Genomic DNA, 15,125 nt, shown 5'->3' on the forward strand with positions numbered 1-15,125 from the left:
GCCGACGTGTTGGACCCTTTGAAGGCTGCGGCCCGTGCCGGCGCTACAATAGGTTCAGCCTGGAGACCATTTCGCCCTTTCAATCGAACAGCATTTATAGTATAATAGTCATAAGAGTTGAGTCTCTAGTTATCAAGATGTCAAAACCAACAGTTGCTATCGTGGGCCGGCCAAACGTCGGCAAATCCACCCTGTTCAATCGAATCGTGGGTGAGCGTGTCGCCATCGTGGAGGACACGCCGGGTATCACTCGTGACCGTCTCTACGCCAACGTGGAGTGGAACGGCCGTGCCTTCGCGCTCGTGGATACCGGCGGAATCGTGCCGGACGGCGCGGAGTTCATGCAGAACGAGATCTACGCTCAAGCCCAGACCGCCGTGTCGGAGGCGGACGCCATCATCTTTCTCGTCGATGCGCTGGAGGGGCCGACGCCGGTGGACCAGGAAGTCGCAGAAGTGATGCGCAAATCCGGCACCCCGGTGATCCTGGCGGCGAACAAGACCGACAGCTTCAAGCGCGAAGGGGACGCACTGGAGTTTTACGGGCTGGGACTTGGCGACGTGTTCATGATTTCCGCGCTCAACGGGCGCGAAGTCGCCGACCTACTGGACGAGGTCGTGAAGGCGCTTCCGCCGGAAATGGACGAGCCGGAGGTCGAAGAGGATGTCATCCGGGTTGCCATCGTCGGCCGGCCGAACGTCGGAAAGTCATCCCTTTTGAACGCGCTGGTGGGAGAGAAGCGAGCGATAGTGAGCCCCGTGCCGGGGACCACGCGCGATGCGGTTGACACGACGGTTGAGTTCGAGGGAGACAGATACACCCTGGTGGACACCGCGGGCATCCGCCGCAGCGGAAAGGTGGCCGGAAGCGTCGAGTATTACATGGTGCTTCGAGCGCAACGCGCAATCGAGCGAGCCGACGTCACAGCGCTTATCATCGATGCGAACGACGGTGTTGCGGACGGCGACGCGCGCGTGGGCGGAATCTCCGACGATGCCGGCAGGGCCTGCGTGATCATCGTCAACAAATGGGACCTGATCAGCAACACGCAGATGCACAAGTTCGCCCAGGACGTGAAGGAGAAGCTGCCGTTCCTGGAGTACGCGCCTGTGATCTTCACCTCGGCAATCACGGGGCGCGGCGTGAAGGATATCCTGTCGACCGTCAAGGTCGCCGCGGATAACCACGCGCTGCGCATTCCGACGGCGGAGATGACACGTGTGGTCCGCGAGGCAGTGGACGCGCGGCCGTTCACGCGGCGCGGACGCGATCTGAAGGTGAGATTCGCGACACAGATCCGCGTGAAGCCGCCCACGATATCCGTGATGGTCAACAACCCGGACATCACGCACTCTTCGTATGAACGATACCTGATCAACCGCATTCGGGATGCGTTCGGATTCGTGGGAACGCCGGTCCGGCTCTTCCTGCGGCGCAGCGAGGACCGTGAGAAGCGGGAGAAGCAGGCATGATGGTGCTGGTGGAGTGGTGGAGCTTCATACCTCTTGTCCTGGCGGCGTATGTGGTCGGCAGCATCCCCTTCGGCGTTCTGGTCGGCAGGATGCGCGGTGTGGATCCAAGGAACGTTGGAAGCGGGAACATCGGGGCGACCAACGTTTTGCGGGCACTCGGTCCCGCGTGGGCGGCCATCGTTCTGCTTTTAGACCTGGCGAAGGGGTTTCTACCCGTCGCGGCTTCGCAGATATGGCTCGTTGGCCTGTTCAAGAGCCTCCGCGTATGGGGCAGGCCGGTGTTCGATCCCATCGACGGAGCGATGCCCATCCCCACGAATTACGTATACCTGACACAGAGAGGGATGTCTGTCGAGACGGGACTCGTGGTTGCCGCGGTGGCCGTTCTCGTCGGCGTTGCCGCGATGGTTGGGCACAACTGGTCACTTTTCCTCAAGGGGAAGGGCGGCAAAGGGGCATCCACAGGGTTCGGCGTGGTGCTGGCCCTCGACTGGCGGGTGGCGGTGCTCATCGCGACGGTGTTCATCGTTGTGGTCCTCGTAACGCGGTACGTGTCGCTGGGTTCGACGCTTGGCGCGTGGTGCGTTCCGCTCGGTTTGTGGTACTGGCATCGGGGAACCGCCGAATTAACGCCTCTGCTTGGGTTTGGCCTGGCGGCGGCGCTGCTCATCACGGTGAAGCACCGGGCGAATTACAAGAGGCTGTTGAACGGCACGGAGTCGAAGTTCGGGAGAAAGCCACCGACTGAGCCAGGTTGAACTTCTTCCGGGTAATCAGTACATATTTTCCCGGCGACTGAAGTCGCGGCTCTGACAGGCACGAAGCCCGCCTCCGCGGGCTGAGTGCGACCACCGACTGAAGTCGGTGGCTGACGTTCGGATGTCGGCTGAAGCCGACAGATGTAATGCAGGTGAGCAGACGGGTGTGTTGGTAGTCGAATGAGTCGGCTTCAGCCGACATTCTCTGGCCCGCCACCGACTTCAGTCGGTGGGTCTAGTGGAGGCAACCATGCCGGGAAGCCACGCTGAGATTTACGTTCATCTCGTCTGGACAACGGTGGCAAGACAACCGCTGCTGGCAGGTAAGACTCGTGACATCGCATATGCTGTGATCCGGGCGGAATGTGAATCGGTTCGCGCGCAGCCGATTGCGTTGGGTGGGTTCGAAGATCACGTTCATTTGCTTTCCAGACTGCCGGCTACTCTAGATATCAGCCACCTTGCCAAACAGGTTAAGGGTGTATCGTCACACGCCATCCGCCAGGTTCCGGACCTCGATGGCTTTGGATGGCAAGAAGGATACAGTGGATTCTCTGTGTCCCGCTGGGATGTTCCCAAGATGACGAAGTACATTGCGAATCAAGAGGAGCATCACAGGGGCGGCACGGCGAAGGCGATCCTGGAGCCGTCCACTGACTGAAGTCGGTGGCTGACGTTCGGATGTCGGCCGAAGCCGACAGATGTAGGGCAGGTGAGCGGAGGGGTGTGTTGGTAGTCGAATGAGTCGGCTTCAGCCGACATTCTCTGGCCTGCCACCGACTTCAGTCGGTGGTTTAGCGAAACTGAATAGAGGAGGCAATCAAATGCGTGTGGACAAAATGACTGTTAAGGCGCAGGAGGCGCTCAGAGCGGCGCACGACCTGGCCTCGAATAAGGGACAACCTCAGATTGAGCCGGAGCATCTTCTGGCGACACTGCTCCAGCAGGATGGGGGCATCGTTCGCCCGCTGCTGGGCAAACTCGGCGCCTCGCTGCCGGCGCTTGACCAGAGCATTCAGTCCGAATTGGGCAGGATGCCGTCGGTGAGCGGCGGGCTTGGCAACGTGAACGTCGGCCCACGCCTCAACAGCGCGTTGGACCGGTCGTGGGACGAGATGGGGCGTCTCAAGGACGAGTATGTCTCCACGGAGCATCTCCTCCTCGGCCTCATCGAGGATCCCGGCGCAACAGGGCGGCTGCTCAAGACGGCCGGCGTGACCCGCGAACGTGTTTACGAAGCCCTCCAGGAAGTCCGCGGCAACCAGCGCGTGACGGACGAGAACCCCGAAGACAAGTACCAAGCGCTCGAGAAGTACGGCCGCGACCTCACCGAGGCGGCGCGCGCCGGTAAACTCGACCCCGTCATCGGCCGCGATGACGAGATTCGCCGCACCATCCAGGTCCTCAGCCGCCGCACCAAGAACAACCCCGTGCTGATCGGTGAACCCGGCGTGGGCAAAACAGCCATCGTCGAAGGTCTCGCCCAGCGCATCGTCGCGCGCGACGTCCCCGAGGGGTTGAAGAACAAGCGCGTGGTTTCGCTCGACCTGGGAGCGCTCATCGCCGGCGCCAAGTACCGGGGCGAGTTCGAGGACCGCCTGAAGGCCGTCCTGAAGGACATCGCTGCCGCCGAAGGGCAAGTCATCCTTTTCATCGACGAGCTCCACACCATCGTGGGCGCCGGCGCCGCAGAGGGCGCGATGGACGCCAGCAACCTGCTCAAGCCGATGCTCGCCCGGGGCGAATTGCGATGCGTGGGCGCGACCACGCTGGACGAATACCGAAAGCACGTGGAGAAAGACGCCGCGCTGGAGCGGCGGTTCCAGCCCATCGTGGTCGGCGAGCCGACCGTCGAAGCCACCATCGCCATCTTGCGCGGCCTGCGCGAGAAGTACGAAGTCCATCACGGAGTCAAGATCACCGATTCCGCGCTCATCGCGGCCGCCACGCTCAGCCAGAGGTACATCGCGGACCGGTTCCTGCCGGACAAGGCCATCGACCTCATCGACGAGGCCGCTTCACGCCTGCGCATGGAGATCGACTCGATGCCCACCGAGATCGACGAGATCGACCGCCGCATCCGACAGCTCACCATCGAGCGCGAAGCCATCAAGCGGGACAAAACCGCTGTCGCTAGGGAACGCCTCGAGAAGGTGGACGAAGAACTCGCCGAGCTAAACGAGAAGATCGGCGGCATGAAGGCCCACTGGCAGCAGGAGAAGGACGGCATCCAGGCGATCCAGGCGACGAAGCAGCAGATCGAACAGGCCGGCGTGGCAACAGAACAGGCGGAGCGCCAGGGCGACCTCCAAAAGGCCGCCGAACTGCGCTACGGGAAACTGCCCGAGCTAACACAGCGCCTGAAGGACCTGAACGCGCGCCTCGCCGAACTCCAGAAGGACGTGAAATTCCTGAAGGAGGAAGTGGACGAGGAGGACATCGCCGAAGTGGTCGGCAAATGGACCGGCATCCCCGTTTCACGCCTGCTGCAGGGGGAGGTCGACAAACTCCTCACGATGGAGATCAAGATCCACGAGCGCGTTGTCGGCCAGGACGAGGCCATCGCAGCCGTCGCCAACGCTGTCCGCCGGTCGCGCGCGGGCCTCGGCGATCCGAATCGCCCCATCGGCTGCTTCATGTTCCTCGGCCCCACCGGAGTTGGCAAGACCGAATTGGCGCGGGCGCTGGCCGAGTTCCTGTTCGACGACGAGCACGCGATGATCCGCATCGACATGAGCGAGTACATGGAGAAGCACTCCGTGTCACGCCTCGTCGGAGCGCCTCCGGGCTACGTGGGCTACGAAGAGGGCGGGCAGCTCACCGAGGCCGTGCGCCGCCGGCCGTACAGCGTGGTGCTGATGGACGAAGTGGAAAAGGCGCACCCAGACGTCTTCAACATCCTCCTGCAGATGATGGACGACGGCCGCCTCACGGACGGCCAGGGCCGCACGGTCGATTTCCGCAACGTGGTGCTGATCCTGACGAGCAACATCGGCAGCCAGTACCTGCAGGAGTTCGGCGCGGGCAAGGAAGGCCGCGATGCCGTGATGCAGGCGCTGCGCTCAAGTTTCCGTCCCGAGTTCCTGAACCGTCTGGACGAGATCATCACGTTCCACTCGCTGAGCGCGGAACAGATCAAGCAGATCGTGGACATCCAGTTGCGCGGACTGAAGAAGCGCCTCGAAGCGCGGGGAATCACAGTGGAGGTGAGCGACGCCGCCAAGACCAGCCTCGCCGCAGACGGGTTCGACCCGGTCTACGGCGCGAGGCCGCTCAAACGCGCCATCCAGCGCGAAGTCCAGGACGTTTTGGCGATGAAAATGCTGCAGGGCGAGTTCACCGACGGCGACACGGTCCTGGTAGACGCCGAACACGGCGAACTGGTCTTCACCAAGGACGAGGCGGAAGAATAGACGCGTATTGGCGGGGTCACCAGTGGGATTGACGAAGTAGCGGAGGGGTGGCGTGACAGTACCAAATGCCGGCAGGGCCATCATCGCCGATGGCAAGCTTAGCAAGTACCTTCTGAACCCTGATAACGAAGCTGGAGGGCCAAAATGCCGATTCCTGAATCGGTTCGGGTTCGACTCCGAATACCCGCATTTCCTGCGCGATGCACTTCACAAACACATTCGGGACAATTCTGCGGAATACAAGGGCGATACGGAATATGGTGCCAAATGGGCTGTACGTGGTAGAATTCAATCGCCGGACGGACGCAATCCGTATGTTACGTCGATCTGGCAGATAGATCACGGCAAGATAGCGCCGAAACTCATCACGCTGATTGACTTGGGAGGCGAATGATAATGGCTCTGGAACTCTTCACGATTGTCAGGACGACCAAAGATTTTCCTGAATATGGCCTCATCAAGGGTGATCGGGGCGCGATTTTAGAGATATACGGTGATGGAGAGGGTTACGACGTGGAATTTCCTGCCACGACGGACCCAACCCATGTTGTTGTGATGCACCCAGCGGACATCGAGGCCGTTCCGTCCAGACAGCCTGCCGTCGCCTGATCATGTTACTCGTACCGGGCCGCTCCCAGAGGGGCGGCCCGTTTCAATTTGGGGTGTGCCGATAAATGCTGAACACGGAGAACTGGTCTTCACCAAGGACGCACCGGATGATTAACCGCGAGCCGTTGGGCAGTTAGCCGCTGGTCTCGCGTACAGCCACCACCCGGTCGTTCGTGAGGCGGACTTCCAGAAAGGTGCTGTCTATCCCGAATCCGAAAGGTCCTCCCCCAGGACCCAGCCAGTAGACCATCGTACCATTGGGTGCATATTCAGGGTCAGGCGGACCGAGGAGGGCAATTACATCCCGTCGCGTCATTCCGACAAGCGGTTGCTTCCGCAACAGGTCGTTCTCCATACGCATCCGGGTGGTGTTCATGCCGCCGAGTTCGGTGGCCTTCCAGAGCCGAGCATCGAAAGCCATGTCCGGCCCGATGAGAAGGGCCTCCTCGTGCATTTCATACGCGAAGAGGCCTAAGATGCCGGCCATCGCAAGCGCCACCAGGATCAGAATAACCTTCAGTTTCCTCACCACACGATCAGACGCCTTCAATCTGAGGTAGCTCATTTCGCCGTCAGGCGCTCCACCTGAGCCTTCATTTCATCGATCTGTTTCTGCTGCGATTTGATCGCCTCCACCAGAACGGGCACGATGTTCTGGTAGGCTACGCCTTTATACCCGTCCGCGCCGGCGCTTACCACCTCGGGCAGCACCTTCTCCACCTCTTGCGCCACAAAGCCGACCTGTCGTCCCTCCGGAAAGTCCTTCTTCGGCCATGCCTGGCGGTTCCAGTCGAACGCTACGCCGCGGAGTGCGAGGACCTTGTCCAGCGCGCCGTCCAGCGTCGAGACGTGCTGCTTGTACCGGGCGTCGGACGTGAGGAGGACGCCAGCGGCCCTAACGCTGCTGCTGGCGTTGATGGATCCTCCGACGTCCAACATATACATGGGAACCGCTTGGTTGATTCCCACGCGGCCGTAGTCCGTGATCCGCATCGCTTCCAAACTCTTTATGGTGAACACCATTTGATGTCCGGACAAGTAGGCGATCTGACCGATCGTTCCGTCCGTGTTGTGCGGGAAGTTAATAGCGCCAATCATCGTCTGCGGGGCAGAGTTGTTGCGCAGTTCGATGACGGAGCCATACCCGGTCGCCGCGCTCTGCATGCGAATCACAGCCTGACCGGGAGACGCGATATCCAGTGGGAATGCGGGCGCGGTCGTACCGATGCCGACGCGGCCGAGGTGGGAGAAGCGGACGGTCTCGGTGAGGTTGTCGCTGCTGCCGTAACCGAACGCGATGTCTGAAACGTTGGTGTCCGAATGGACCTGCAGAAGGTTGCCCTGCACGCCCATTCCGACGGTCGATATCCCGTCCGCGGCGCGGTAGAGTACCAGCTTATCGCCGACCGAGGAGTGCAACTCGAAGAGGCCGGGCGACATCAGCCTTGCCACCTGTCCGTAATTGGCGCCAAAAAGCAGGCCATCATTTGTCCCGGTGGCGAAGTTGGCGCCGATTGAGCCCCATGTATTCCCATTGAGCCCGAAATTCAGCGCCCCCAGGCTCCCGGGCGCGAACCCGGAGGCTGCGGTACGGTTCAGCAGGATGGTGGGTGCGCTGCCATTGACACTGTACAGGCGCATCGTTGCCTGGTCATGCGAAATGATATCCAACGTGGTGGCGGGAGAAGCGGTGCCAATCCCGACCATTCCGGCAAAGGTATAGACGTTCGGCAGGCGCAGTGCGTACGGTGCGGCCGTCATCAAGAGGCGCGGCGTCATTTCCGGGTCGGTTCCGACCTGGATACCGAGGTAGGCCGGCTCCAGGAAGGGATCGGGAACCGGGGTCACCTGTCCTAGCGACGTGTTGAGCAGACCTGCGGTTACAATGACGTCGCGAAATTCCGTCCAGTATGCCGTTCCACCGCTTGGAGAGTTATAGAGGCTGAAGGCCAGGTGCACATTCCCGTTTATGGGTACACCAGCCGCCGATTTGAGTTCGGCCTGTATCGGAATGGCCCAGGTGTTTCCGCCGCCACCGGCAGAAACAGGGGGAACGAGTGAGGCGCAGAGAGCAAGTGCGCTGGCAAGGCGGGCAACCGGCTTCATCATCGTGACCTCCACGTAGCATCGATTTCGGCTGGCGAACGGCTGCCCTCCCTCCGGATGCGAGGCGCAGCGCCGCCGCTCAGGCTACAAACGATGATGATACCACAGGCCGCCTGCCAGCGACCAGAGGGAGGATGACCGCCCGGTTAGGAGGCGTTTCGCAGCCGGCGAATGGTTTCCGCTTTGCCCAGGACGTGGATCGTCTCGAAGAGGCCTGGCCCGACGGTGCGGCCGGTGACGGCGGCGCGGACGGGGTGGATCACCTCGCCCGGTTTCACACCGCGCGTTTCGATGAGGCCGCGGACGGCGGACTCCACCGACTCGAAGCTCCAGTCGGCAGTTGCTTCCAGGGCGTCCGCGGCAGCGCTCAGGATTTCCTTCGCGCCATCGGCCTGGACCTTCTTGAGGGCCTTGTCATCCCATTCGAGGTCGTGCTTGAAGAAGAAGGCGGTCATTTCCGGGGCGTCCGCCAGCTTGTGCAGGCGCTCCTGCTCCAGCGCGATGACCGACTCGATGTACGCCAGCATCTCCGCGGGCACCGGATCCGGGATCAGCCCGGCGGCCTGGAGATAGGGTACGCATCGCTTGGCGAGTTCGGAGAGTGACATCGCACGGATTGCGAGGCCGTTCATCCAGTCCAGCTTGACGACGTCGAAGACGGCCGGGTGATTGGTGACGTTCTCGAGGCTGAATTTCGAGATCAGTTCCTCGCGGGTGTAGAGCTCCTGGTCGGTGCCTTCGCTCCAGCCGAGGAGCGCGATGAAGTTCAGCAACACCTCCGGCAGGTAGCCCGCGTCCTGGTAGTCTTTCACCGCGGCATCGCCGTTGCGCTTCGAGAGCTTCTTCTTGTCGGGGCCGAGGATCAGGGGCAGGTGCGCGTAGATCGGCGGTTCGTGGCCGAGCGCACGCGTTAGGAGGATGTTCTTCGTGGCGCTGGAAATCCACTCCTCGCCGCGGATGATGTGCGTGATCTCCATCAGCACGTCGTCCAGCGGGGCGGCGAGCTGGTAGGTGGGGTAGCCGTCGGACTTCAGGATCACGAAATCGTCCAGCAGGCCGTTCTCGAAGGTTATGTCGCCTCGGATGGCGTCTGTGAACGTGACCGATCCATCTGCCGGCATCGCGAACCGCACGACCGATGGGAGGCCAGCGGCCTCGTTGGCGGCGCGCTCTTCGGCAGTCAGGTTGCGGCACTTCCGATCGTATCCGGTGGGAAGCTTGGCGGCCTGCTGGGCCGCGCGCATCTCGTCGAGGCGCTGCTTCGTACAGTAGCAACGATAGGCGTTGCCCTGCGCGATGAGGCGTTCCGCCGCTTCCTGGTAGATGGGCAGGCGCTCCGACTGCGTATACGGCGCGTGCGGGCCGCCGACCTCGGGGCCTTCATCCCAGTCCAGGCCGAGCCAGCGGAGCGAATTCTTGATGCTGCGTTCCGACTCGGCGTCGTAGCGCTCCCGGTCGGTGTCCTCGAGGCGCAGAAGGAACTGCCCGCCTGTCTGGCGGGCGAGGAGCCACGAGTACAGGGCGGTCCGGAGTCCGCCGATGTGCTGCGGTCCGGTGGGGCTGGGAGCGTATCGGGTGCGTGCTTTCATAGGGCTGAGGGCCGGGGGCTGAGGGCTGAGGTGGCTTGCTCAGCCCTCAGCCCTCACACCTCAGCCATTATTTTACGTACTTTCTCTTGGCCTTCTTGAAGCCCTTGTCCACCTCGCGGGGGTCGAAGGACCACGAGCCGTTCTTGTTCTGCTTGAAGCAGTAATACTCACTGAGCAGCGAGGCGACCAGCGTAGCGGACACCGGACGGATGACCCAGATTTCTGCCAGCAGCGTGAAGAAGTCCGCCCCTTTGCGATGCCGTTCGAGGAACTCGCCGATGAGTTCAAACGTGGAGATGTCGGCGAAGTTCGGCCGGGCGGCGATATTGCGAAGCTCTTTCAGGCGGCCCTCGTCGATGCCGATCGCGGGGTCGAGATCCGCGCCGACTTCGAGTTTATACTCACCCGGCCGGTTCCCCGGCGTGAGTGTGAAAACGCCGCCGGATTCCGGCAGGTCCGCATAGACCGCGTCGAGGCCGTACGCGAGGCCGAGTTGGTTGTTCACCCACAGCGGGAACTTCCCGCTGGGTCCCGAGATTGTCGCTTCCAGAAGCGGCGGGTCAGTTGGGAAGTACGGGGCATCGCCGCTGACGGGCAGCGTGCCGCTCTCGTGGTGCAGAATCGTCACGGTGCAACGGGCAGAGCCGTCCTTCTGTCTCTTTGCTTCCCCGCCCAGAAGGGCCATCGGCTGCGTTACCTGCGACTTCAGGTTGCCGTCGAGGCCGTCTTCGGTCATTTCCACGTCCAGTTCCTCGCCCTCAAGGGTCTGGAACGAGAAGGACTCAAACTCGAGCGTTGGCGGAGCGTCCAGGATGTCGGTCGGGATAGTTTCAAACCGGCGCCAACGGTCCCAGCCGACGCTGATCACCTCGCCCTGCTCCTGCAGCGCGGCGGCCATCGCGGCTTCCCATTTGCCGTAGTCGCGGTCGCTGGCGTTCACTTCAAGCACCTGTTCCAGCAACTGGCGGGAGGTGATGAAGCTCTCGGACCGCCGGATGATGATGGCGATTTCCTCCATATCCGCCGGGGTGATCGCGATTTCGCCGGCCGGACGCGAGGCCTCTTCGGGGGCGCCTTCAACGGGCGGCTCATCGGCGATCTTATCCCACAGGTTGGGCAGAGATTCAATGAGTTTGGGCGTGATCCAGGTAGCGTCTGATAGCGGGGTGAGCCCTGCCTCCAGGAGGCCGTCGTGGAACTTCGGGGCGCAGAACTCTGACGGCGCGATTTCATACGCCAGATAGGCGAGCGCCTTGGCGGGAAGCGGCTCGCCGGCTTTGTCGATGGCCGCGGTTGCTGCCGCAACCGGGTGCTTCCATTCCGCCGGCTTCACCAGCGCGCGAACCCGGGCCACCACCGTGTCGTCTTCGAAGTTGTCGAACAAGGTGTCCTCGACGTCCGATCCGGGCACCACGTTGAGAAGCCAGGTTGCCGGGACGACGCGGTCGCCGGCCACAACAGCGAATTTCGGCCGCGTTGTGACGAGGCGGCGGACAACCTCGGTGGTTGTTTCCGGCGTCTGTCCAGTAGCCTTGGCAATCTCGACGCCGATGGTGTCGATAAGCAGGGGGCGTCCCACGAGACCGAGAAAGTCCTCGATGATGCGCTCCATCGGGTGGCGGGTGTCGATCTGGCGGGCCGCAAGGTCCCAGCGCCGCTCGTGCTGAACGAAGCGCGGGTCGAGTGTGAGCGCGTCACGAACGACCTTCGCGGAGATTTGATGCTCCTCGTTCACGAAACCGGTGACTTGCCCCGTCTTGGCGGGCTCACCGACCTGCAGGAGATACACAACGGCGCGGTCCGCTACAAAGCGGAGAGCCGCGGAACGCAATACGGCTGTAGATGCCGATTTAGACAAGGTATTCGCCTCCTCAATCCACACGCCGCCCGAAGGCGGGGCGCGGTTTATGACTGACTATCAGACCTGAAAGCGGCTTTGCCCGGGTCAGCGCCCTCGGCAACGCCAGAAAGATCGTGCACGCCCGCAGCGGTGATCTGTACACTGACAATCGATCCGGGCGCGGAATCGCCGCCCGTGAATGCCACCGTTCCATCGATCTCCGGAGCGTCGCGATACGTACGACCGCTATATGCGCCGTTTGCAGTTCGCTCCTCGACCAGGACGTCAAGGGCGCTGCCGACCAGCGCGCGATTTCGCCGGCGGGAAATGCCGGCCTGCCATTTCATCAGTTCTTCGCGCCGCTGCTCCGCGACTCGATGGGGCACCTGGCCCGGAAGCGTCGCCGCCGGGGTTCCATCTTCGCGGCAGAACGAGAAGACCCCAACCCGGTCCAGTTCAGCGGATGCCAGGAAGCCTTTCAGTGCATGGAACGCTTCGGGCGTCTCGCCCGGGTGCCCCACAATGAAGGTGCTTCGGATCGCGATTTGCGGGCACGCCTTTCGGAACCGCTCGATGATCCGCAGATACCTGTCACCGTCACCGGGGCGGTTCATCGCCTCCAGAACGCCGCGGTCCGCATGCTGCAGCGGAATGTCCAGGTATTTGCACACCTTCGGCTCGGACGCGATGACATCGATGACGGCGTCCGTCACGGTCGCCGGAAACGCGTACATGATGCGGATCCACCGGATGCCATCGACATTGGCCAGCTCGCGCAGCAATCGCGGCAATGCCAGCGTTCCATACAGGTCCCAGCCGTATCGCATGGAATCCTGGGCGACCAGGACGATTTCCACGGTCCCTTCCTCTGCCAGCGCGCGGACTTCATCGACGATCGCCTCGACCGGACGGCTGGCGTGATCGCCGCGGATCGACGGAATCGTGCAAAAGGCGCAACGGTAGTCGCAGCCATCGCTGATGCGCACATAGGCGGTCCACGGCGGCGTTGACCTGACCCTCGGCGGCTGCCGGTGCGGAATCGGACGCGGCGGCCCGATCTGCAGGAGCGGCTGCGGCGGGGCGGCGGTCAAAATGCTCTGAATCTGGAGAGCCAGGCCTTCATACTGCCCCACACCGATGAACGCGTCCACGCCGGGCAGCTCTTTCGCCAGGTCCGCGCCATAGCGCTGGACGAGGCAGCCGGCGGCGATAACCGCCCTGCCTCCGGCCCGCTTTTTCCACTCGGTGGTACCCAGCAGCGCGTCCACCGACTCTTGCGCAGCATCTTCCTTGAAACCGCAGGTGTTTACGATCAGAACGTCTGCCTGTTCTTCGTCCGCGCAGACCTCCATGCCGGCCGCCCGAAGCTGGCCCAGCATCGTCTCGGAATCGACCGTATTCTTCGGGCAGCCGAGACTGATGAGACCAACCTTAACCGCCAAATTCACGCTCCCCGCGACTGCCCCGTCGTCATCCGGCGCCCGACGGCGGTCCGGTGAAGACGGTTACGACCCAACACGCCAAGAAACGAGTCGGGCCGCGAGTGCCCGCTCGTTTCTCTACGAACTAGGAAACAAATATCTCTGTCATTATCATACACACGCGGGGGGAGGGGAGTCCAACCGTCGGACCGCTCCCGCTGCAACCCCATAGCCGGTCGAATGTGGCGCGGCCGATACCGGTCGCGCCGCATTCGACCGGCCTCTTTACCTGGCCTCGACCTGCCCGGATCCGCCCTCCAGCGCCTTGGCCAACGCCGCCGCGCGCGGATCGAGAAGCAGCAATCCCAGCATCTTGCGCTGCATCGAACCCTGGTACATCTCGCCTGTGCCGCTGAGAAGGCGGGAGAGCGGGCTGCTGCTGAGTTTATAGATCGGCGGATCGCCTTTGATTCCCCCCTGCTCGCCGGCGTAGGCGATGGCGTCGCGAAGCGTTCCGATCTTATCGACCAGCCCGTTCTTGACCGCCTGCCGACCGGTGAACACGCGTCCGTCGGCGAGGGGGCGCAGGGTGGCCATGTCGATCCTTCGGGCCTTGCTGACGGCCGTCAGGAACTGGTTGTAGATGTCATCGACCATATCCTGGAACAGAGCCTTCTCCTCACGGGTCATCGGGCGCATCGGATTGCCCATGTCCTTGAACTTGCCGGATTTGACCACGATTTCATCGTAACCGCTCTTCTTGATCCAGCCGCTGGGGTTACTGAAATTGGGCAGTTCGCTGATGACACCGATGCTCCCTGTCAAGGTGGCGCCGTTGGCGTAGATTCTGTCCGCGGCGCTTGCGATGTAATAGCCGCCGGATGCGGCGACATCGCCCATCGCCACGACAACCTTCTTGCCGCCGGTTCGAACCTTCTCGACCTCCGTGTACACGGCATCCGATGCCGCGGCGCTGCCGCCAGGGCTGTTGATCCAGAGGACCACGGACTTGATCTTGTCGTTCTTCCGAGCCTCCTCCAACTGGTCGATGATGCTCTGCGCTTCAGCGCCGCTTGCCCCGCCGAACGGGCCGCCGTCGGCTTCTCCCGAGGTGATCACGCCGGTGACGTTGATGAGGCCCACCGAATCCCGGCTGGGACCTGTGCCGGCTGACGGGCCTCTGGAGATGAGCGATGTCACGGTTCCGAAGAAGAGGGCCATCACAACGAATGGAAGGCATCCGCAGCCGAACAATGCCCCGCCGAAGAATGCCGCCCAACTCAGGCCCTTCTTGTCGCGCGCGGGCGGCGGTGGGGGCGGGGAGAAAGAGGTTCTGGGGGCAGAATACAGCGGGGGCTGCGCCGCAGATGGCGGCGCGGCGAATGTCGTCGCGCTGGCGCCGGGCGCTGTGCCGAAAGTGGCCCCCTGGGGCGGCGGCGCCTGCGGGGGCGGCGCCGCGGGTTCAGCAACGGGTTCCGGCGTCGCGTCTCCTGAAACAGGGTTGATGGGTTGATCGTCCACGTGAGTCGCCTTTCCTTGGATTCGGCGGTGAGGCCGGTTGACAGAGAACTGTATATTTGATAGATTGTGTTAGTGTGCGCGGACACGTGTCGCGCCGCGCGCCGAAGTGGCGGAATGGCAGACGCAACGGTCTCAAAAACCGTCGGGGGTGACCTCGTGTGGGTTCGAATCCCACCTTCGGCACCAGAGTATTACATCACGTGTGCAAATGATAGCATCAGGGGGCCGCGCCGTACTATTCGGCGCGGCCCCTTGATTTTGCCCGTTTTCGCCATGAGTGCCTGCTATTGCCGTTGCCCGCCGCATAATGCTAACTTACCCTTGGTTTTCTGTCGAAACCGTTAGTGTGGCAATGCGGCGCGCGGGTAATCCGCGGAGAGCACGATGGAGCGTAAT

12 protein-coding genes and 1 tRNA gene are annotated in these 15,125 nt (G+C 62.5%); 7 read left to right on the top strand and 6 right to left on the bottom strand.

What is annotated here, in order from left to right:
- Positions 1 to 137 precede the first annotated feature (137 nt).
- From der to VGM51_10065, 6 genes are all read left to right on the top strand, one after another.
- Positions 138 to 1,472, top strand: coding sequence for a ribosome biogenesis GTPase Der (der, locus tag VGM51_10040; protein ID HEY3413380.1), 1,335 nt, complete (start codon positions 138 to 140; stop codon positions 1,470 to 1,472).
- The gene (gene plsY, locus VGM51_10045; protein ID HEY3413381.1) at positions 1,469 to 2,230 is read left to right on the top strand and encodes a glycerol-3-phosphate 1-O-acyltransferase PlsY; all 762 of its coding nucleotides are present in this window, start codon (positions 1,469 to 1,471) and stop codon (positions 2,228 to 2,230) included. The genes der and plsY overlap by 4 nt, the downstream gene beginning before the upstream one ends.
- Positions 2,231 to 2,480: 250 nt before the next feature.
- Positions 2,481 to 2,891: an IS200/IS605 family transposase gene (gene tnpA, locus VGM51_10050; protein HEY3413382.1), complete on the top strand. Its 411-nt coding sequence runs from the start codon at positions 2,481 to 2,483 to the stop codon at positions 2,889 to 2,891.
- A gap of 163 nt (positions 2,892 to 3,054) precedes the next feature.
- Positions 3,055 to 5,643, top strand: coding sequence for an ATP-dependent chaperone ClpB (gene clpB / locus VGM51_10055; GenBank protein HEY3413383.1), 2,589 nt, complete (start codon positions 3,055 to 3,057; stop codon positions 5,641 to 5,643).
- Positions 5,644 to 5,695: 52 nt separating this feature from the next.
- A complete protein-coding gene (locus VGM51_10060; protein ID HEY3413384.1) occupies positions 5,696 to 6,037 on the top strand; it encodes a hypothetical protein in 342 nt (113 codons plus the stop codon).
- Between the two features lie 2 nt (positions 6,038 to 6,039).
- On the top strand, positions 6,040 to 6,252 hold the full coding sequence (locus tag VGM51_10065; protein HEY3413385.1) for a DUF4926 domain-containing protein: 213 nt from the start codon (positions 6,040 to 6,042) through the stop codon (positions 6,250 to 6,252).
- Positions 6,253 to 6,385: 133 nt separating this feature from the next.
- Here VGM51_10065 and VGM51_10070 read toward each other — a convergent pair whose 3' ends face one another.
- The 6 genes from VGM51_10070 to sppA all read right to left on the bottom strand — a co-directional run bounded on the left by VGM51_10070 (position 6,386) and on the right by sppA (position 14,729).
- Positions 6,386 to 6,817, bottom strand: coding sequence for a hypothetical protein (locus tag VGM51_10070; protein ID HEY3413386.1), 432 nt, complete (start codon positions 6,815 to 6,817; stop codon positions 6,386 to 6,388).
- A complete protein-coding gene (locus VGM51_10075; GenBank protein HEY3413387.1) occupies positions 6,814 to 8,361 on the bottom strand; it encodes a tail fiber domain-containing protein in 1,548 nt (515 codons plus the stop codon). The genes VGM51_10070 and VGM51_10075 overlap by 4 nt, the downstream gene beginning before the upstream one ends.
- A gap of 143 nt (positions 8,362 to 8,504) precedes the next feature.
- Positions 8,505 to 9,947: a glutamate--tRNA ligase gene (gene gltX / locus VGM51_10080; protein HEY3413388.1), complete on the bottom strand. Its 1,443-nt coding sequence runs from the start codon at positions 9,945 to 9,947 to the stop codon at positions 8,505 to 8,507.
- 67 nt (positions 9,948 to 10,014) lie between these two features.
- Positions 10,015 to 11,805, bottom strand: coding sequence for a hypothetical protein (locus VGM51_10085; GenBank protein ID HEY3413389.1), 1,791 nt, complete (start codon positions 11,803 to 11,805; stop codon positions 10,015 to 10,017).
- Between the two features lie 47 nt (positions 11,806 to 11,852).
- Positions 11,853 to 13,229 carry a 30S ribosomal protein S12 methylthiotransferase RimO gene (rimO, locus tag VGM51_10090; protein HEY3413390.1) on the bottom strand — a complete coding sequence of 459 codons (1,377 nt, stop codon included), beginning with the start codon at positions 13,227 to 13,229 and terminating at the stop codon, positions 11,853 to 11,855.
- A 264-nt stretch (positions 13,230 to 13,493) separates the two neighbouring features.
- Entirely contained in the window at positions 13,494 to 14,729 is a 1,236-nt protein-coding gene (gene sppA / locus VGM51_10095) for a signal peptide peptidase SppA (GenBank protein HEY3413391.1), read from the bottom strand.
- Positions 14,730 to 14,829: 100 nt separating this feature from the next.
- Between sppA and VGM51_10100 the strand changes: the two genes are divergently transcribed.
- Positions 14,830 to 14,915 (top strand) — tRNA-Leu (locus tag VGM51_10100).
- The last annotated feature ends 210 nt before the right edge of the window (positions 14,916 to 15,125 follow it).

This window comes from Armatimonadota bacterium (assembly GCA_036504095.1).
In the GTDB taxonomy this organism is placed as follows: domain Bacteria; phylum Armatimonadota; class DTGP01; order JAKQQT01; family JAKQQT01; genus DASXUL01.

Bases quoted from the DNA above. Each gene is read 5' to 3' on its own strand.
- VGM51_10065 (HEY3413385.1), top strand. From the start codon at position 6,040: ATGGCTCTGGAACTCTTCACGATTGTCAGGACGACCAAAGATTTTCCT.
- gltX (HEY3413388.1), bottom strand. From the start codon at position 9,947: ATGAAAGCACGCACCCGATACGCTCCCAGCCCCACCGGACCGCAGCAC.
- VGM51_10075 (HEY3413387.1), bottom strand. From the start codon at position 8,361: ATGATGAAGCCGGTTGCCCGCCTTGCCAGCGCACTTGCTCTCTGCGCC.
- tnpA (HEY3413382.1), top strand. From the start codon at position 2,481: ATGCCGGGAAGCCACGCTGAGATTTACGTTCATCTCGTCTGGACAACG.
- plsY (HEY3413381.1), top strand. From the start codon at position 1,469: ATGATGGTGCTGGTGGAGTGGTGGAGCTTCATACCTCTTGTCCTGGCG.
- VGM51_10070 (HEY3413386.1), bottom strand. From the start codon at position 6,817: ATGAGCTACCTCAGATTGAAGGCGTCTGATCGTGTGGTGAGGAAACTG.
- der (HEY3413380.1), top strand. From the start codon at position 138: ATGTCAAAACCAACAGTTGCTATCGTGGGCCGGCCAAACGTCGGCAAA.
- clpB (HEY3413383.1), top strand. From the start codon at position 3,055: ATGCGTGTGGACAAAATGACTGTTAAGGCGCAGGAGGCGCTCAGAGCG.